The following is an 18984-nucleotide window of genomic DNA, read 5'->3' on the forward strand; positions in this document are numbered from 1 at the left end:
TCACCTACCGGCACTGGGCCTTAAAAACTGGGCGGCGGCGCCCCCGCCCGGCAGTCGCTACCGGACCAATAAAAAGGCCGGCATGCACAGTGCACCCGGCCTCGCTGCGGCGAGTTCCGATTAAACGTGGAAACTCTCTCCGCAGCCACACTCATTTTTCACGTTAGGGTTGGAGAAGGTAAAGCCTTCGTTTAGCCCCTCTTTGACAAAGTCCAGTTGAGTTCCATCGAGGTAAACCAAACTTTTGGGGTCGACGATCAGCTTTACATCGTCCTGCTCGAACACCACATCTTCGGCTTCTGTCGAGTCGACAAATTCCAGTACATAGGCCAAGCCTGAGCACCCGGCGGTCTTAACTCCTACCCGGATACCGATACCTGTGCCGCGCTTGGCCAGCTGACTCTTGATGTGAGTCTTGGCGGCCTCGGTCATGGTAATAGCCAAAACAATACCTTCACTGCTGTAGGGCACATAGCCCAGTAGAATTAACCTGCGGCGGACTCTTTTGCTTCACCAGCATTGGCAGATTCACCGCGTTTTTCACGAATATCGCGCACCGCAGCCTTGATCGCATCTTCCGCCAGTACCGAGCAGTGAATTTTTACCGGGGGCAAGGCCAACTCTTCAGCGATAGCGGTATTCTTGATCTGCTCTGCCTCATCAATGGTCTTCCCTTTTACCCACTCGGTGAGCAGGGAGCTGGAGGCAATAGCAGAACCACAGCCATAGGTCTTGAACTTGGCGTCTTCAATGACCCCTTCTTCACTTACCTGGATTTGCAGGCGCATCACATCACCGCAGGCAGGTGCCCCAACCATTCCAGTTCCGACGTTGTCCGCCTTGTCATCCATTCGCCCGACATTGCGGGGATGTTCATAATGGTCAATTACTTTATCGCTATAGGCCATGACTGTTCTCCTAACTCTTGCGCGCGCTTAGTGAGCGGCCCATTCAATCTTGTTCAGGTCTACGCCGTCTTTGTACATATCCCAAAGAGGCGACAGTTCGCGCAGCTTCTCAACCGCTTTGCGCACTTCGGTAGCAGCAGTATCTACATCCTGCTCGCTGGTAAAGCGGCCGAAGCTGAAACGCAGTGAGCTGTGTGCCAGTTCATCGTTCACACCCAGGGCACGCAGCACATAGCTCGGTTCAAGGCTGGCGGATGTACAGGCTGAGCCGGAAGAGATCGCCAGGTTGCGCAGGGACATAATCAGGCTCTCGCCCTCTACAAACGCAAAGCTGACATTCAGGTTGCCGGGCACACGTTGTTCCGCAGATCCGTTGATATGAACCTCTTCCATATCCTTGATTTGATTCCAGAAGCGATTGCGCAGGGCCAGCAGTCGCTCTCCTTCTTGCGCCATTTCCTCTTTGGCAATGCGGAAAGCTTCACCCATACCAACAATCTGGTGAGTGGGCAGGGTGCCGGAACGCATACCGCGCTCGTGCCCACCACCATGAATTTGTGCTTCCAGGCGCACCCGTGGCTTGCGGCGAACATACAGGGCGCCGATCCCTTTGGGGCCGTAAATCTTATGTGCGGAGAAGGACATCAAATCGACCTTCATTTCCTGCAGGTCAATCGGCAACTTGCCGGCACTCTGCGCCGCATCCACATGGAAAATTACTTTGCGTGCACGGCACAGTTCGCCAATCGCGGCAACATCGTTGATTACACCAATCTCGTTATTGACGTGCATTAAGCTCACCAAAATGGTGTCCTCACGCAGTGCTTCCTCCACCTGCTCGGGATAAACGATGCCATCCTCACGCGGGTTCAGATAGGTGACCTCAAAGCCCTCACGCTCTAGCTGGCGGCAGGTATCCAGCACCGCCTTGTGCTCGATCTTTGAGGTGATGATGTGCTTTCCACGGCCCTGATAGAAATGGGCCGCACCCTTGATAGCCAGGTTGTCGGACTCGGTGGCACCGCTTGTCCAGACAATTTCACGCGGATCCGCATTAATCAGCTCCGCCACTTGTCGACGGGCATTTTCCACTGCCTCTTCCGCTTTCCAGCCGAACAGGTGGGAACGGGAGGCCGGGTTTCCGAAATTGCCTTCCATCGTCAGCTGTTCCGCCATTTTTGCGGCGACGCGCGGGTCCACCGGACAGGTAGCTGAATAATCCAGATAGATGGGAAGCTTCATAGTCATACCGTTTCCGCTCAATAAATCTCTAATACCCCGTCCCGGCCCCAACCGGGCCGGCACTTATAGTCCGCCAAGTACGGCGATGCGCTCTTCCGGTGTCTCACGCATATCCTGTCGACGCGCTACTTCCTGCACCTCCGCACGAGCCACAAGGTTGGCCAGGCTGATACCACTCAGAAAACCATGAATCTGGTCGCTTAAATCAGACCAGAGATAGTGTGTCAGGCACTGTTCGCCATTGGCGCAATCGGCATTGCCACCGCAACTGGTGGCATCCACAGATTCATTTACCGCATCGATAATCTGTGCCACATAAATTTCTTCGCCGTCACGGGCCAGGCGATAGCCGCCACCGGGACCACGTACACTGGAAACCAAACCAGATTGGCGCAGGCGGGAAAACAACTGTTCCAGATAAGACAGGGAAATACCCTGGCGCTTGGAAATATCCGCTAGGCTGATCGGCCCACGCTCTGCGTGTAACGCCAGATCCAGCATGGCGGTGACCGCATAGCGGCCTTTAGTAGTCAAACGCATATCAGCTCCAAACTGATGTACAGCCTTTTCCGATCGGGGCGCGAGTATGGAATAACCCAGCACTACAGTCAAGTATATAACCCCCCGCCCAACTCGGGTATTTACCTAGTCGGGGCGCCCCTTACCTCCTGTGCGATGGATGTAATTCTGGATAGAGGTCAGCATGCCGCGGAGGATACCCAGCTCCATATCATCAGGGCGCACTCGACTAAATAGTCGACGCAAGCGGGTCATAGTCTGACGGGGGTTGTCAGGGTCGATAAAGCCCAGCTCGCCGAGGGACTCCTGCAGGTGATCAAAATACAGTTCCATATCGCTGGCCTTGGCTGGGGGGCGATCCCAGTCGGCATAGTTCAGCGGCTCCCCCTTTTCGGCCTCCAAGGCGGCCATACGCACTTCGTAAGCCAGTACCTGCACAGCAGTTGCCAGGTTCAGGGAACTGTATTCCGGATTTGCCGGGATATGTACATGGAAGTTACAGGCCTGAAGCTCTTCATTGGTAAGCCCACGGTCTTCGCGCCCAAAGACCAGCGCCACCGGGTGGCTTGGCGCCTCCGCGACCGCTCGCTCACCACATTGGCGCGGGGTCAGCAGTGGCCAGGGTATACGGCGCTCTCGGGCACTGGTTGCCACCACCAGACCACAATCCGCTACCGCTTCCTCCAGGGTATCTACAACCACAGCGCTATCCAGCAACTCCGCCGCCCCCGCCGCGCGCCAAATTGCGTTGGCCGCCGGGAATTCACGCGGAGCCACCAGGCAAAGTTGGCTCAAGCCCATATTCTTTAACGCGCGCGCCGCACCTCCGATATTACCGGGGTGGGCACTGTTAACCAAAACCACGCGCACATTGTCGAGCGCATTGAGCGGAGTCGTATCTAAAGGGGACTTGGCCATACTGAAGTAATAAATCGGTGTCATGGGGGCGCGCGAGTGTAGCAAAAATGGATGGGAATCCCTACAATCGCGTCCGCTGCGGTCAACTCGCAGTCTGCTTTTTAACCCCTTCAACCACTTAGTGCGGAATAGTTATGGAACCCATGCTAAATATTGCCCTGCGCGCGGCGCGCAAGGCCGGAGAACTGATCGAACGGGCCTGGGAGCGCGGCGACCTGATGAAATTCGAGGAGAAAGCGCGCAACGATTTCGTCACTGAAGTGGACAAAGCCAGCGAGCAGGAGATCATCTATCACCTTCGCAAGGCTTATCCCAAACACAGCATTCGCGCAGAAGAAAGCGGCTTGCTGGAGGGTGCGGAACCCGATTACGAATGGATTATCGATCCTCTCGACGGCACCACTAACTTTATCCATGGCGTACCCCAGTTTGCGATTTCCATCGCCTGCCGCTATCGCGGTCGCATTGAACATGCCGTGGTGCTGGATCCGATTAAACGAGAGGAATTCACCGCAAGTCGTGGTCGCGGTGCTGCTCTGAACGGACGCCGCATCAGGGTATCCCCGCGCCAGGGCATGCGCGGAGCGCTGATCGGTACTGGCCTGCCCTTTAATGGCCCGGCCCTGGAAAACATCGACCCCTACCTATCCGCCCTGAAAGAAATCGCCGGGCAGACCGCTGGTATCCGCCGCCCAGGCGCCGCAGCCCTGGACCTGGCCTATGTTGCAGCTGGTCGCTTTGACGGTTTCTGGGAAATGTACTTGAACACCTGGGATATCGCCGCGGGCTCCCTGCTAGTAAAAGAGGCAGGCGGCCTGATCAGTGACTTCCGCGGAGGGGAAGACTACCTGGATTCCGGCAATCTGGTGTGCGCCACCCCCAAAGTATTCAAGCCCCTGATACAAATCGTGGGCAAGCACCTCGGTGGTATCCGCTAACCCCGCGATGTAAATTACCCGGCTAATGGCCGGGTAATTTACAACTTTTCCTCAGTACAACCTGAGTGCATTTCAGGTAGATCGGCCTGCACTCACAAGGCTCTCCGCCAGCACTTTCGAAAGCTGCACAAAATCGAATTGATCCGGCAACATTGGGTGACTCTCCCCTGTAGGATTTTCACCAACCAACACAAAACGCGTCGACCGAGTGGAAATATCCTCCTCAAGGATACGCACCAGGTCCGCCGCAGACATACCCGGCAGTTCACTGTGAAACAGCAACACTTCGGGATGCATAGTTCGCGCAATAAAAATCGCCTCCACAACATCAGTGGCTACCAGGCACTGGATCTGCGGGGTATCTTTCAACATTTCTTTCAGCCTGCTCGCAGCTGTAGGGCGGTTATCCACAAGCAATAGGCGCCCCTCAGGCAAATGTGACGGCACCTCCGGCTGGGCAGAAAAAGACATCAGCGCGTCAGGAGCATCAATCATGGGAAACTCGATCCAAAAAATCGATCCCTGCCCCTCCTGGCTATCAAAATCAATGCGCCCACCCATGGCCTCGGTCAAGCGCTTGGCAATCGCAAGCCCCACACCCGTGCCCTCAATATGACCTTTTTCCTCGCCCAGCCTATTAAATGGCTCGAACACTTCGGTACGCCGCTCCGGTGGGATACCTTTACCCGTATCGAGGATACTCAAGCGTAACCAGCCTTCAGCCTCTGGGGCAAAGTTGATAATGACGCGACCATTTTCCCGGTTGTACTTCACCGCATTGCCAGCGAGATTGAGAACCACCTGTTTATAGCGCACCGGATCCGCGCAAATATATGCGGACTCCCAACCCAGAGGCTCAAAAACAAGGCTCACCCGGCGAGTTTCAGCCAGGGGCTCAAGTAGACGCTTGCACTCGGCTACAAGCTCCGCAGGGCGAATGGATTCCATTGACGGACCGAGGCGCCGGCTATCAATACGAGCCAGTTCGAGCACATCCCCAACCAAGTGCAATAAATGCTGGCCGGCGCGACGAATCTCTCCCAGCCTCTGCCGCTGGTCCGAATTGAGGGTCTGGTCCAGTTCCACCATCTGGCTATAGCCCAGTATCGCATTCAGTGGGGTACGCAGTTCGTGACTCAGACTAAAAAGCAGATCTGCACGATGCGCATTCTCTTCGCGCTGCTGCTGTAGCTCCCGCTCCACTCGCGATAAAGTCTCGCGGCTACCACTGATATCCTGCAGGGTACCTAATACCCGTACCGGCTGGCCGCGACTGTTGAGCTGGGCCTTACCCCGGCAGCGCACCCAGACAATACTTCCATCAGAACGCCACAGGCGAAATTCAACATCAAGGGGAAGGCGCTCACGCACGTGGTCCTGCATGGCCTGCTCGACCCGGGAAGCATCTTCAGACAACACCCTGGCCTTCCACTGTGCCGCAGCCGAACGCCCGATACTGCGAATGGGGCTCACCTCATAACCGAGTATGCTCCAGCAGGCATCGTCTAACACCATCTCATCTGCACGCAGATCCCATTCCCACAAGCCATCGCCAACACCAGAGAGAGCCTGTAAGGGGCGCTCAGCCGGTAGGTTTGAAAGATAGCTCTGTGATAGGGCTTCACTGTAATCGGCACAGCTGCCGATAGCGATTGTTCCATTGGAATCACTGCTGTGAATCGTCCTACCCCATACCCTCAGCCAACGCAACTGGCCTGAGACATCATAAGCGCGGAAACAAGTATCAAAGTAGCCACCAACACCGTTAATCTGCTCTCGCAAAGCAAAAATACGATCGCGCTCATCTATATGGACCTGGCGCAGCTCACTGCCAGTCCAAAGGGATTCCAATGCACCGCGGGCGCTGTCTGCAAACAGGAGCCAAATATCTCCCTGGGCTCTCTGGGCACCGGTTTTCAAATGCCACTCCCACAGCCCGCAATCTACATCCTGCAATAATCCCTGCAGGTTCGCAGCTTGTCGGGTAAGCCGAGCAGCATCCAAAGTGTGCAGCTCATCGGAGGTAGCCAGCTGGAATAGGAGGGGAGGTTGGCCTGAAACTTGTGACTCGGACACACTGCGCTCAATTTGTTGGTATTCGCTTGCGGTAGAAATGGGTCATTTATACCGAGTAGTAAAAAGGGCGTCTATTCACCCGGCAATAACATCTGCGGGAATTCTACAAGAGGTCACAAACTTAAAGAATTGTTTCAAACGGAAATGCTGTGACAGATAAAAAAGGCCCCGCAAAGCGGGGCCGTAATCAGCGATGATGAGAGAAAACGGGAAGTTACTCAGAGGAGACGGTTTGCCATAACCTCGTGCATTCTTCCCGAAGTGCGGGTCATGCTTCCCGCACAATTAGTCAAAGCAATTGCCATGCCAACTATTGAAACTCCAATATCTCGGGGGCCGATAGTCCAGCACCTTAATTAATATCCTGACAATCGTGAACCAATAAGTGACTTCAGCTTCTTCTTTTGCGCCAGAATAGTGCACCAGATCCTACCGAATAACACTTACTGAAGTGAGATACCAATCTCTAGGCATCTCTCGCCACTGGGAATCATAACTCAGCCTATCAACCAGCAGATTGGGAATTAACCGCCAACCTCCGACTCGCTCAACGACTATCTTTGAATCAATGTGACTAACAAGGTGGCGATAAAGCGGGGTTCCAAGGCAGATTTTTCCATGGAACTGAGCGTCAATTTCACCATTTCTACCTGGAGCAGTTTGAACCGGAACAAAACATGCGCACAGCCTCTACCGTTAACTCAGATAAACGCAAATGCTTTTGGATTCCCACAATACTTTTTTCCAGTACCGGCTTTTTAGCGCTGACTGCGGTGCCTATCTATGGTGTGATCCATGGCTACCATTGGTATCAGTGGCTTGTTTTTGCCGTGTACGGCGCCCTATGCAGTTTTTCGGTTGCTGCAGGCAACCATCGTATGTGGTCGCATCGGAGTTATGAGGCACACTGGTCATTACGCCTTTTATTTGCCTTATTTACTGCCGCTGCACTGCAAAACACCACGCTAAACTGGTGTGCCGCCCACCGTCATCACCATCGCCACATTGACGATAATGACCGAGACCCCTATTCAGCCAAACGCGGCTTCTGGTTCTCCCATATCGATTGGATGATGCACGACTACCCGAGTGGTCGCCTGGATTACAAAAATGTGAATGACCTGAAACGCGATAAGATCGTTATGTGGCAGTTCAACCACTACGTACCCATTACCCTGGCAATGAATATCGGCCTACCTATCGCACTGGGAGCTTTGACCGGCGATATTATTGGTATGTTTTTGCTTGCCGGGGTATTGCGTGTAGTCGTTAATCATCACACCACATTTATGATTAATTCCCTCGGACACATGTGGGGAAAGCGCCCATTTCGCACAGACATCACTGCACGGGACAACCCCTTCCTCAACCTGTTTACTTTTGGTGAGGGTTATCACAACTACCATCACACATTCCAGATTGACTATCGAAGTGGTATTCGCTGGTACCAGTACGACCCAACCAAGTGGATGGTCAAGGTGCTGAGCTGGGTCGGTATTACCCGAAATCTGAAAAAAGCAGCGACGATTCAGGCCTATAAGGCACACCTCACAACTTTGTTTGAAGAAGCCAGACAGAGACTGGCTGACTCCCGATACAGAGAGTTTTGGCAAAAATGGCTAGCGAAGGAGGAACAGCATCTTGCCGACGTAAACAGCAAGTGGAGCAACTTACAAATCCGTCGAAATAATAAAGCGCGGCAAGAGCCCCCACCCCGGTGGGAACTGAAAGAAATCCAGACAAAAATCCGGGAATTAGAATATTCCCTAAAAATGCAGAGTAAACGCTTAAAGATGGTGATGAATCAATTTCACTTATGCCCTCTCACAGCGACCTAGAGGGCAGCCTGCTTCATTTACAAATCCCGGCAAGCATTAGCATTGCCGGGATCAAAATTTTCAAGTGGCAAGACTCCCCCTAAAACCCTTTGTCAGCCGCAAATTCGCGCATAGAAAAAGCCACCCGCTCATCCACATTTTTATTGAGCATATCCTCATCCAGCTCCTCAATAAACTTAAGGCGCCGTCGCAGACCGACGCCATTGGCTACCTGGATGGCGAGGCCGGGACGAGCATTAGCTTCCAAGAGAAGCGGGCCCCGCGCACGGTCCAGGACAATATCGCAACCCAGGTACCCTAGATCAGTCATTTCATAGCAACTTGCCGCCAAACGCACCAGATCATACCAACCCGGTACTTTTAACTGATCGAAATGCACCTCGGTATCCGGGTGACGATTAATCCGTAGACCCCGCTGCACAGCGTGACAGCTATTTCCGGTAGCCAGGTCGATGCCAACTCCAACAGCCCCCTGGTGCAAATTGGCCTTACCATCGGAGTCGTGAGTGGAGCAACGCAGCATCGCCATCACCGGAAACCCACGGAATACAATCACACGGATATCCGGCACGCCTTCAAAGGAGTAGCTTTGGAAGACCGGATCGAAATCCACCAGAGACTCCACCATTACCCGGTCGGGCTTGCCGCCGAGACTGTATAGGCCGCTGTGGATATTATTAACGTGGCGCAAAATATCCAATGCTTCGATTTCCGAGCCGGAAATTTTCTTGTATTTATCACCATTGCGCCCCGCAATCACCAGGATGCCTTTGCCCCCCGATCCACGTGCCGGCTTAATCACAAACTGCCAAAGGGGGTCAATCACTTCCATAACCCGCTTGCGACTGGCAGGAGTCTCAAAGGCCTCAATCAGTTCAGGCACAGGGATTCCCGCCTTTTTTGCGGCGTGCTTGGTATTCAGTTTGTCATCAACGATGGGATATTTTTTACGGTCGTTGTAACGCGCGATGTAATTAATATTACGCGCATTCATACCGAGCACACCGATATCGTTCAAGGTCAGCGGTGAAACTACTCCACCGCGTACCTTATTGATCATATGCTTGAACGAAAAGTGAAGCATAACAACCTCCTACCTGACCAGAGGCCGAAAGCGCATCAGTTCGCTGAGGCGATAACCGGTGTAATTACCTATCACCAGAATAAAGCCCAACAGCACCAATAACAGTTCAGGGAAGTTGAATGTCCAGTGCTCAACATATCGATTGGTCATCACCCACCAGGCCAGCACTGCCACCAGAAGGCTACCACCGGCCTGGACAATCACCTCATAGGGGCCGTCTTCCTCCCACACGATTGACATACGCTCGATGGTCCAGGCCAGAATAATCATTGGGAAGAAAGTGACTGTCAGCGCCTGCTCGATACCGAGCTTGAAACTAACCACACTGATCATTCCCATTATGAGCACCACCGTTACCACTACGGCGGCGATCCTCGACACCAATAACAAGTTGAGCCGGCTTAAATAGAAACGCACCCATAATCCCAGCACCAGGATAAGCACAAAGATGGAGAGTCCGGTAATCAGCTGGGTCTCGATAAAGGCAATCGCCAGCAGCACCGGCATAAAGGTACCGGAGGTGCGCAACCCTACAAATACTCGCAGTAGCACCACTACCAAGGCCCCTACGGGTACCAGCAGAATCAGTTTGAAAATACTCTGTTGTTCAATGGGCAGGCTGTAGATAGAGAAATCAACCAGGGCCTCTTTATCCTGGCTGGTACTGCGCATGGAAACATCTCGTGCGGGTACATCATTGGCAATCACCGAAAAAGTCACTTGAGAGTTACGCCCACCCTCCAGGTCCAGCAGGCTCTTGCCGCCACGCTGCCAAATAAAAAGTTTTCCGGCACACCGGGCATGCCACTGTTGGGCTCAAACACGATCCAACGCCTGCCATCGTAGACTTCTAGAAGGTCCTCGGGTGTCAGCCGGCGCCGGTCATCTTCAAGATAGAGACCGCGAATTCGATGGGCGGGAATATCAGCAGTAGCCAGCATCAATAGAGCTACATCTACCAGGGAGCTATCAGCATAATGACGAAAGACCAGGTTGCGATCCTGGTTGCCGTCATCATTCAGCTCAAACAGCAGCTGGGTGGTAAAAGATTCCACATCGGAGGAGCGCTCACGGGCCTGCTGTACCAAAGAATTGATAGCCAGGCGCACGGCCTCTTGCTCTCGCGCACCGAGGAAGGGTTTCTGCACTTCGGTACTGAGATTCAGGGGCTGTTCAAGGGCAGCGCCGGGAGTCTGATAAACATCCAACTGGTAAAATAGGGACTGGGCCCCTTCTGCCGAGCGGCGTGTCCAGATTGCCCGATACTCATCGTTTTCACGGGCAATGTAAAAGCCAAAACCTGAAGAGCTGAATGTCTCCCCAAGAATTTCCATATTGCGCTGCTCACGGGGCAGTGTAAGGGCTGCCTTGACAGGCCCACCCTCCGCATCAAAGCCCACTTTGGCCTCAATGGTCCAAACGGTGCGGTATTCGCCCGGCAGTAGTGGAAAACCTAATTCGAAGTGTTTGTATGCGGTAAGACCCGCTCCGATCAATGCGAGCAATGCCGCAATGACATAAACTTGGACACGCGGCGACATTCGCCCTTCCCCGTAAATCTACGGTTCCAATCGGAACCTAACTTTCAACTCGGCCTATTTGCCCCCGGATATTTGGGGTGGGCCCTGAACATTGCGACGGCTCACATCGACAACTGCGGCGTCTTTGAGGAAATTGCGTCCCAGCAGCATCAAAACATCAGTGCCGCCCTCGTCTGTCAGGCTGACCTCAACCATATGGGTGATACTCCCCACGGTGAGGTTCATTTCCACCACCGGACGCCGCTGGCTGGGAAAACCGAGCCGTGTAGCGCGGATATGCCGCTTGACCGGCAACTCCACAGACACGGGCCTGGCCTTGCCATCACCATCGGCCCTGGTCAGCTGGATTCTGATCCAGTCTTCGCCGTCTCGCTCGAAGCGGGTCAGCGCCTGGGCGCGCAAAGTGGAGGTCGGTGAACCTGTATCGACAATGGATTCTATTACCAGGCCAGAGGGCTCAACGGAGACTTGTTCCACTGCTCCGAGCACCAATTTGTCCTTGGCAACGGGCACTTCGACTACTTTTTCAACGCTTCGTTCGATAACCTTCTCAACAACCCTGACTTCCGGTTCGGCACAAATCACTTCCACGGGCTCAGGGCACTGTACCAATTCACCCTGCGGCTCTGTCTGCTGTGTTCCCACTGACGCCGGTTGAGTGCGCTCCTTACCGGGATACAATACAGATTGGCAGCCCGCCAAAAGCTGGACCGCCACCAATAACCACAGAAGGGAAAATTTCTGCATCCTAACGATTACCTCTAGCCCCATTAGCATTTCAATCCGACCATACCGTCTCAGCAGCGTTCACGGTAAAACGTGGGGAAATTCCTCCCCACGCCAAGCAAAAAGTCGATATTAGCCTATGACAGAGCCTAGTGAACAGGGATCTCCATCCAGCCGGGCTATGCAAGCGCCACAATGTGACATGCGCCAGATCTTTGCAATCCAAATAGGGACAACAGACAGTCAGCATCAGAAAGACATGGAGGAATGGAAGTGGCGACACCCGGCAGGCAGAGATGGGTATCGCTCCTACTTGTATCAGCCAAGCCGTAAGCGCTGGTCTATCTGCTCAAGGATTACTATCAGCTCTTCGGCACCACCGCGGGTCTTGAAAAACTCCTCCGCAATGGGGGCAATACTGCACTCCCGGGGAAGCGGCATTTCCTGCTCAATCATCACCCGCATGCGCGGTAAGAAGATAAATTGCAACCACTGGGGCAGAGTCAGGGTATCAACACAAAATGGCTCCGAACTGGCCAGTGCCTCCGCCGGCGGCGGCTCACTTTGCCACAACTCCATGCGGCGCAGCTCCGCCTCAAGAATCAATAATTGATCGGCAACTTCAGAATAAATAGCTTGCATATCATCCAATACCAGAGCTGCTCAATTTGCGCAGCAATAAGATTCACGCACCCCGCACACACTGACAGAGAAAGTCGGAGTACTTATAAGAGATTACTCGATTCGGCGACTGAAGGGCGGTAGTGAGTTAAGTATTGCCTGACCGTAGCGCCGGGTAACTACTCTCCGATCCAGCAGAGTGACAGTACCGCTATCCCCCTCAGCCCGCAGTAGGCGACCACAGGCCTGAACCAGCTTCAAGGCCGCATCGGGCACAGTAATCTGCATAAAGGGGTTACCACCCTTGGCCTCAATCCATTCTGCCAGTGCAGCCTCAATTGGGTCATCCGGCACGGCAAAAGGCAACTTGGCAATCACTACATGGCGACAGTAGTCACCGGGAAGGTCAACCCCCTCGGCAAAACTGGCGAGCCCGAACAGAACGCTGTTACCTCCTCCATCGATTATTTCTCGGTGGCTATCCAGCAACTGTTGGCGGGACTTCTGCCCCTGCATCAGTATGCGATTGCGCCAGGTGCCTGGCAGCGACTCGTAAACAGTTTCCATCTGCCTGCGAGAGGAAAACAGCACCAGAGAACCACCACTGCCATTGAGTAGTTCCGGCAAGGCATCAATCACCGCATCTGTATGGCGGTCTGCATTGCCTGCATCCACTGCGCTGGCAGGAACCTGCAAAGTGGCCCGAGAGAAATCAAAGGGACTAGGTACCACTTGGTAACTGGCATTGTCCGGGGTACCTGCTCGCATGCGCAAACGGTCAAACTTACCCAATGCGGTCAGCGTGGCTGAGGTAAGCACCGCACCGTAACAACGTCGCCACAGGCTGTACTCCAGAGCTTTACCCGCGAGTATCGGTGAGCTGCACACCTCAAAATCAGTAGAGCCACCCCAGTCCACCAGGGTTACCCACCGCGCCTGCGGCAAGGCACCGCCAGTATCGGGGCGGGCATAATTGGCCCAGAGCTGCAGGTTGGCTTCGGCACGGCCATACCAGCTGCCCAATTGTGGATACCAGCGCTCCAAGTCCACAATCGGCACAGGTGAATGTGCATCTTCCAGCATTCTCTGGGCTGTTTGCAGCATTTTATTGAACAAGCTCTCCAGCTCGTCGAAATCCTCGCGCAATTTTTCTGCAAGCTGTGCCATGGTCTCCGGCACCACACCGCCCTCAAAACGGTGGCGGGTGGTGTTACCGCGTTCATCCTCAAATTCGCACAACTCCTCAATCAAGGGCCACATCTGCTCAAGGCCCTGTTTGGCCGAGGTCAGTACCGCTGGCAGCTGTTCACCGCAGCGATCCAATTCCGCACCATCACCAATTTCCCCCAGCATTTGCCCCAGTACTTTATTGACCTGGTCCAGCCAACCAGTGGAGGCACCAACCCGGCTGTGGTGGGAAAAATGATTTAGTGCTTTATCTGGTAAGTGGTGGGCCTCATCGAGTACATAAATTGTCTCTTCCGGCGGCGGCAATATAGCGCCCCCCCAGAGCCAGGTCTGCCAACAACAAGTCATGATTGGCCACGATTACCTGGGTCTTGCCCAAATTCTCTCGAGCGCGAAAGAAGCTGCAGTTAGTTACATGAGGGCATCGACGGCCACTGCACTGACGGTGGTCTGTAGTCACCCGGCTCCAGTCATCGGCTTCAATCGCATCTGCCCAGTTATCACGATCACCATCCCAGCTGCCGGCTGCCAGGCTGTCGGTCATCTTCTGGTAGAGGGCAATGCTCTCCGCTTCCACTTGGGGTAACTCGTCTTCATAGAGGCCGAGGGAAATACCGGTGCCACTTGCGGAGAAACTGGAAAGTAGTTGGTCCAGCTTAGACAGGCATAGGTAACGACCTCGCCCCTTTGCCAGACTGTATTCAAACTTCAGACCACTATGGCGAGCAACTTCAGGCAGATCCTTGTAGATAATCTGCTCTTGCAGAGCCACAGTGGCAGTAGAAATCACCAGGGTCTTTTCCTGGGCCTGAGCCAGAGGGATAGCTGAGAGGAGATAGGACACTGTCTTGCCCGTACCTGTACCAGCCTCAACCACACAAATATGCTCACCATCGCTCTTTTCCACATCGCGTTCGCCGCTGGCATTCTGGCTTATAGCCCCAAGCGTACGGGCGATGGCCGCCACCATTAGCTTCTGCCCGTAACGGGCCTTAAGCCCACGGCTGGACAGGAATTGGCTATAGGCGGCCTGGATGGCGGTTTTGTGTTTGTCGTTGAGCACAGGAAGTGGAATCTATTCGCTAGTGAGTGGCGCAAGGGGCGCTATTATCCACTAAGCACACTCTCGCCACCACTCCACCCAACCAGTGATCATTCAAATGCCAGACGGGATACCACCGGATTGGCATAGGCCTGGATAGCTTTGTCGCGCCAGCGCTCATCAACTTTGGCCATACGCGTCTTGAACTTCTCTCGGGTTTCCTCGTAATCCCTGGGATCCCATGGCTTTGATGGGTAACCCACCGGCAAGCCACATACATCACCATAAAGCATCTCATAGGCGATTAAATTGGTGGGGTGCAGGACATAGTTGCCCACAATCTGGCGGTCAATCTCTTCAGCCAGGCTGTTTACATCGTCGAAGTCTCCTTCGATCGGGGTGCCAAAAGCGGTATGAACGCGCCCCTTCTGGCCAATAACCCCCTTACCGATGGAGGCAAGGTCTTCATTCTTGGCCTTTTTATACTCTTCCTTGTGCTCAGTGACGTAAAGTTCTTTGGCCTTCTGGCCATCACAGGGATCCCATTCGTAAGAGATGGACAACGGCACAATGTGCAGCTTCTTCCAGAACTCGGCAAAAGGCGTATCCCGATCCTTGGTCATTGCAAACATGGCTGCGAGGGCCGGATTGGTGCGATCCAACCCATCCTTGGCACGGCCCGAGCGCTGTGCAATCCACACATGCTCGTTTTCGTTGACGATAGAGTAATAAATGTAATTGGATAGCTGGCTCGCCGCTGCCAGCTTCTCGCGACGGCTGCCGGAACTGCGCTTGACCGTAAAGCACTTATTGAGCTTCATAATGTCACTGGCAAACTGCTTGCTGAGCAGGTTATCGCCAATAGCGATTCGAGAGGTCTCATGCCCTTCCTTATACATGGACACAATCGCAAAGGCAGGGTCCATGGCAATATCCCGGTGATTGCTCACAAATAGGCAGGCGCGATCCCTGGGCAGAGTATCCAACCCAGAGATAGTCAAGCCAGAGGTGGTACGGCTCACCACCTTGTCAATGTATTTATCCACAATCGCTTGCACGCCGCGCACATCGTGTACATTGCGGAATTCAAAGCGTAGAAATTGACGTACCAACCAAGCCAGCGGACCTTCAAGGCGCGCCAACTTAGGAATCAGGAAGTGCGCTACGGCATGGGACATTTCTGGATCGGCAATCAACCGGTCCAGTACAGTGCGCACCTCATCATCGCGATAGGGGCGCATATCCTCGAATTGAGCGGGGTCTAACTCACTTGCTCTCATGAAATCACTACCTGCCGGACCTACTAACTTCAAGTGGCCCTGGCTCATTTTATTGTGCGGCTAAGGCTAGCCGGGATAAGAAATCGGCGCAGAACATACCGGAAGCCTCGCCGAACTGCTAGCACCTCTCCCAACCAGATACCTGATGAGAGTGATGAAAGCATGCTTAGACGGGTCAGTCAGTGAAAAGGTCCTCCTGTTCGGTTCTCTATTCAAAGTAGACTTCACCGCCCCAAGCCGAGAGAATAGGAGGATCAACCGTCGCCGACGGCAAAAACAACGATAACGAAAACGGCACTAGCCACGCAGTCAAGCAGGAGTTCACCTTGTCTCAAGCCAGCCCCAATAATGAACCGCGCAAGCCCAGCCTGCTGGATGCGCTGATCCCACTAGGGATCCTGATCGCCCTGTTATCCCTGTCTGTTTATTTCTACGGTGCCGATTCCTCCTACGGCCCGAACCAGATTGCGTTGCTGTTATGCGCCTGTGTGGTCGCCCTGATGGGTATGAAGAATGGTCACAGCTGGAGCGATATGGAAGGCGGCATGCTGCACGGCATCGGCCTGGTCTTTGGCGCTATTCTAATTCTACTGGCAGTGGGCGCCCTGATCGGCAGCTGGATACTGGCCGGCACTGTACCCTCTATGATCTTTTACGGCGTACAGATTCTCTCACCCCAGTGGTTCTATGCCGCCAGTTGTATTATCTGTGCCGTCGTAGGCCTCAGTATTGGCTCCAGCTGGACTACCGCCGGCACCCTGGGCGTAGCTCTGATGGGGATCGCTGGCGCCCTCGGCCTGTCCCTGGAAGTTACCGCTGGCGCAGTGATTTCAGGCGCCTATTTTGGCGACAAGATGTCCCCCCTCTCCGACACCACCAATGTGGCCGCAGCGGTAACGTCAAATGACCTGTTTCAGCATATCCGCCACATGATGTCCACCGCTATCCCGGCTTTCGCAATCGCCCTGATCGCTTTTGCTTTCCTCGGCTTCACCTCTGAAGCCAGCAGTGCCTCCGCCAGTGATATCGAATCGTTGTTAGCCGCACTAAAAAGCGAATTTAAGATCTCGCTTATCAGCTTATTACCCCTCGTATTGCTGTTGGCCATGGCCTGGCGCAAAGTCCCAGCCTTCCCTACCCTGATCATCGGCTCCCTGGTTGGCTGTGCGATTGCCCTGATTTTTGAACCTGAAGCCGCACGCCGCCTGGGCGGTGGAGAGGGTACCCTGGCAGCCCTTAAAGGCGCCTGGTACAGCTTGTTCGACGGCTACAAGTCCACTTCCAGTAATGAAAACGTGGCCGCACTGCTATCGAAGGGCGGTATGAGTAGCATGCTTAATACCGTGTGGTTGATCACCTCCGCCATGGCTTTCGGTGGAGCCATGGAGCGCGCAGGCTTCCTGCAAGTGATTGTCACTGGCGTCTTATCACTCGTTAAAACTGTCGGCGGCCTAGTGACCTCCACCGTACTCACCTGTTTTGGCATGAACTTAGCTGCTGGCGATCAATATATGGCGATTATTATTCCTGGCCGTATGTTCCGCGAAGCTTTCAAGGAAAAGGGGTTACACGGGCTAAACCTGTCACGCACCTTAGAGGATTCAGGCACCATCACTTCCGTATTGATTCCGTGGAATACCTGTGGCGCTTTTATGGCCGCAACTCTCGGTATTGGAACCTGGAATTATTTGCCCTACGCCCTGTTCAATATCATCTGCCCGCTGCTGGCAATTGCATACGGCTGGTTGCACTTTAAGCAAAAACCCATCTCTATTGCAGCCACTGCGTCCTAAGGAAGTAGATAAGTCACCCATGAGTGAAAGCGGTACCCTGAGCAGCCTTATAGAAGAGGCTAACTTTAAATTGCGCTGGTTCGACCTGGGCCGGCGCCTGCAGTCTATATCCAAATCCACAGCCGAAGCCTTTGAAGCGGGTCAAAAGCCCTGGCCTTCCCCCTACTTGCGCCAGGCTTGGACCGGGCTTTTACTGCAACCCGCCGAAGGCGGCGAGCCAGCGGTATGGTTCCTGCGTTTTCCTCTCGATGAGCAGGGTAAATTACAGTTACAGGCTCGCGATGGTCTACTGCGTGCGCTGGCACAGGAATTAAGGGGGCCTGCCGCTGAATCCGCAGCGCAGCTGGATCAATTGCTACAACAGAGCGGCCTTCTCTATACCCCTTCTACCGAGCGACAGGCTGCATTTCATGCCCATACCGGGTTGCTGTTGAAACACAAGCCCAGCGCTCATTATGAAACGGTACTCAGTTACTTCCGCAACCCGCAGGAGTCCCGCTGGGACAACCTGGCACTGCAGGGCATTGCTGACCTTGCCGCTCACTGGGAAAGTGAAAAGGCGCTTCTTACGTGCGAAATTTCAGAGATAGCTGCGCCAGTATTTGTCAGCTTGTGCCACTGCCTGGAAAACGAAACTATCGACCATCAACTGGCAGAAGCCATCATCACTCGAGCCAATACATTACTCGCCGATAGTACGCCTGACTTTAATGTGGTTTGCGCCGCCGCACGCGGTATCTCAAACTCGCCAGCTAAAGGGCTGCGCCAGTCGTTCCTACAAAAACTGCTGCAATCCTCTAACGCGGCTAGGAACAAAGAAGTACTCGCAGCAATTGGCAGTCGCTGCGCACTTGATCTGGAGAACCCAGAACTGACCAAGCTCTGGCTCACCAACTTGGCGCACACTGGAGATCAAAGCACATTTAACCTATTACTATCGGACTTAATGTTCATTCCCCAGATACGAAACTCCCTGCTAATCGCATTACGTGACCCTGCACGTGAAGAAACCCTTGCTCAGACCTTTGGTAACTTTCTTCATGGGCCCAAACCCACTCATTGATTCAAATACGGCGGTTTTATAATTTTAAAGCTGCCATATCTCAACCAATTCACTAAATGAACCAATAAAAAGCTCTTCCCAACCTCTAACAGAGTGACTCACTCTGAAGACTTGTTGTAAATTTCCAGCAATTCCCACTGCTTCATCCTCCTTTAACAACCACCCTTTCATCATTTATTTCCCGCCACTTTTCCCCAAACCCTCAAA

17 protein-coding genes and 1 pseudogene are annotated in these 18984 nt (G+C 53.8%); 4 read left to right on the forward strand and 14 right to left on the reverse strand.

Going from position 1 to position 18984, the window contains the following annotated elements; all coding sequences use genetic code 11:
* Positions 1–120: 120 nt before the first annotated feature.
* The 5 genes from iscA to trmJ all read right to left on the reverse strand — a co-directional run bounded on the left by iscA (position 121) and on the right by trmJ (position 3587).
* Complete coding sequence (gene iscA, locus P3339_RS18260) at positions 121–471, reverse strand: iron-sulfur cluster assembly protein IscA (protein WP_020412163.1); 351 nt, start codon at positions 469–471, stop codon at positions 121–123.
* 14 nt (positions 472–485) lie between these two features.
* On the reverse strand, positions 486–908 hold the full coding sequence (iscU, locus tag P3339_RS18265; RefSeq protein WP_020412162.1) for a Fe-S cluster assembly scaffold IscU: 423 nt from the start codon (positions 906–908) through the stop codon (positions 486–488).
* Positions 909–935: 27 nt separating this feature from the next.
* On the reverse strand, positions 936–2150 hold the full coding sequence (locus P3339_RS18270) for an IscS subfamily cysteine desulfurase (RefSeq protein ID WP_026304945.1): 1215 nt from the start codon (positions 2148–2150) through the stop codon (positions 936–938).
* Between the two features lie 63 nt (positions 2151–2213).
* Positions 2214–2690, reverse strand: coding sequence for a Fe-S cluster assembly transcriptional regulator IscR (iscR, locus tag P3339_RS18275; RefSeq protein ID WP_026304944.1), 477 nt, complete (start codon positions 2688–2690; stop codon positions 2214–2216).
* Between the two features lie 105 nt (positions 2691–2795).
* Positions 2796–3587 carry a tRNA (cytosine(32)/uridine(32)-2'-O)-methyltransferase TrmJ gene (gene trmJ / locus P3339_RS18280; protein ID WP_282953619.1) on the reverse strand — a complete coding sequence of 264 codons (792 nt, stop codon included), beginning with the start codon at positions 3585–3587 and terminating at the stop codon, positions 2796–2798.
* Positions 3588–3721: 134 nt separating this feature from the next.
* On the opposite strand from trmJ, the gene P3339_RS18285 reads away from it, so the two are divergent.
* Entirely contained in the window at positions 3722–4525 is an 804-nt protein-coding gene (locus tag P3339_RS18285) for an inositol monophosphatase family protein (protein WP_020412158.1), read from the forward strand.
* Between the two features lie 72 nt (positions 4526–4597).
* Here the strand turns inward: P3339_RS18285 and P3339_RS18290 are convergent, their stop codons facing one another.
* Positions 4598–6601 carry a hybrid sensor histidine kinase/response regulator gene (locus tag P3339_RS18290; RefSeq protein ID WP_020412157.1) on the reverse strand — a complete coding sequence of 668 codons (2004 nt, stop codon included), beginning with the start codon at positions 6599–6601 and terminating at the stop codon, positions 4598–4600.
* Positions 6602–7278: 677 nt separating this feature from the next.
* Between P3339_RS18290 and P3339_RS18295 the strand changes: the two genes are divergently transcribed.
* A complete protein-coding gene (locus tag P3339_RS18295; RefSeq protein WP_020412156.1) occupies positions 7279–8439 on the forward strand; it encodes an acyl-CoA desaturase in 1161 nt (386 codons plus the stop codon).
* A gap of 79 nt (positions 8440–8518) precedes the next feature.
* Here the strand turns inward: P3339_RS18295 and P3339_RS18300 are convergent, their stop codons facing one another.
* The 7 genes and pseudogenes from P3339_RS18300 to P3339_RS18330 all read right to left on the reverse strand — a co-directional run bounded on the left by P3339_RS18300 (position 8519) and on the right by P3339_RS18330 (position 15921).
* A complete protein-coding gene (locus tag P3339_RS18300; protein ID WP_020412155.1) occupies positions 8519–9523 on the reverse strand; it encodes an alpha-L-glutamate ligase-like protein in 1005 nt (334 codons plus the stop codon).
* Positions 9524–9532: 9 nt separating this feature from the next.
* Entirely contained in the window at positions 9533–10243 is a 711-nt protein-coding gene (locus P3339_RS18305; RefSeq protein WP_282951470.1) for a 7TM domain-containing protein, read from the reverse strand.
* Positions 10240–11064 carry a UUP1 family membrane protein gene (locus P3339_RS18310; RefSeq protein WP_282951471.1) on the reverse strand — a complete coding sequence of 275 codons (825 nt, stop codon included), beginning with the start codon at positions 11062–11064 and terminating at the stop codon, positions 10240–10242. The genes P3339_RS18305 and P3339_RS18310 overlap by 4 nt, the downstream gene beginning before the upstream one ends.
* Before the next feature lie 54 nt (positions 11065–11118).
* A complete protein-coding gene (locus tag P3339_RS18315) occupies positions 11119–11811 on the reverse strand; it encodes an ATP-dependent zinc protease family protein (protein ID WP_020412153.1) in 693 nt (230 codons plus the stop codon).
* Positions 11812–12108: 297 nt separating this feature from the next.
* Positions 12109–12432 carry a YqcC family protein gene (locus tag P3339_RS18320; RefSeq protein ID WP_282951472.1) on the reverse strand — a complete coding sequence of 108 codons (324 nt, stop codon included), beginning with the start codon at positions 12430–12432 and terminating at the stop codon, positions 12109–12111.
* 93 nt (positions 12433–12525) lie between these two features.
* Positions 12526–14662: pseudogene (gene dinG, locus P3339_RS18325) on the reverse strand (ATP-dependent DNA helicase DinG).
* Between the two features lie 89 nt (positions 14663–14751).
* The gene (locus P3339_RS18330) at positions 14752–15921 is read right to left on the reverse strand and encodes a 1-acyl-sn-glycerol-3-phosphate acyltransferase (RefSeq protein WP_282951473.1); all 1170 of its coding nucleotides are present in this window, start codon (positions 15919–15921) and stop codon (positions 14752–14754) included.
* A 326-nt stretch (positions 15922–16247) separates the two neighbouring features.
* Here P3339_RS18330 and nhaC point away from each other — a divergent pair, with 326 nt between their 5' ends.
* Complete coding sequence (nhaC, locus tag P3339_RS18335; RefSeq protein WP_282951474.1) at positions 16248–17714, forward strand: Na+/H+ antiporter NhaC; 1467 nt, start codon at positions 16248–16250, stop codon at positions 17712–17714.
* A gap of 19 nt (positions 17715–17733) precedes the next feature.
* Complete coding sequence (locus P3339_RS18340; RefSeq protein WP_282951475.1) at positions 17734–18777, forward strand: DUF3549 family protein; 1044 nt, start codon at positions 17734–17736, stop codon at positions 18775–18777.
* Positions 18778–18801: 24 nt separating this feature from the next.
* Here P3339_RS18340 and P3339_RS18345 read toward each other — a convergent pair whose 3' ends face one another.
* Complete coding sequence (locus P3339_RS18345) at positions 18802–18951, reverse strand: hypothetical protein (RefSeq protein WP_020412147.1); 150 nt, start codon at positions 18949–18951, stop codon at positions 18802–18804.
* Positions 18952–18984: the final 33 nt, after the last annotated feature.

This window comes from Microbulbifer sp. MLAF003, from assembly GCF_030012965.1.
Classification (GTDB): domain Bacteria; phylum Pseudomonadota; class Gammaproteobacteria; order Pseudomonadales; family Cellvibrionaceae; genus Microbulbifer; species Microbulbifer variabilis.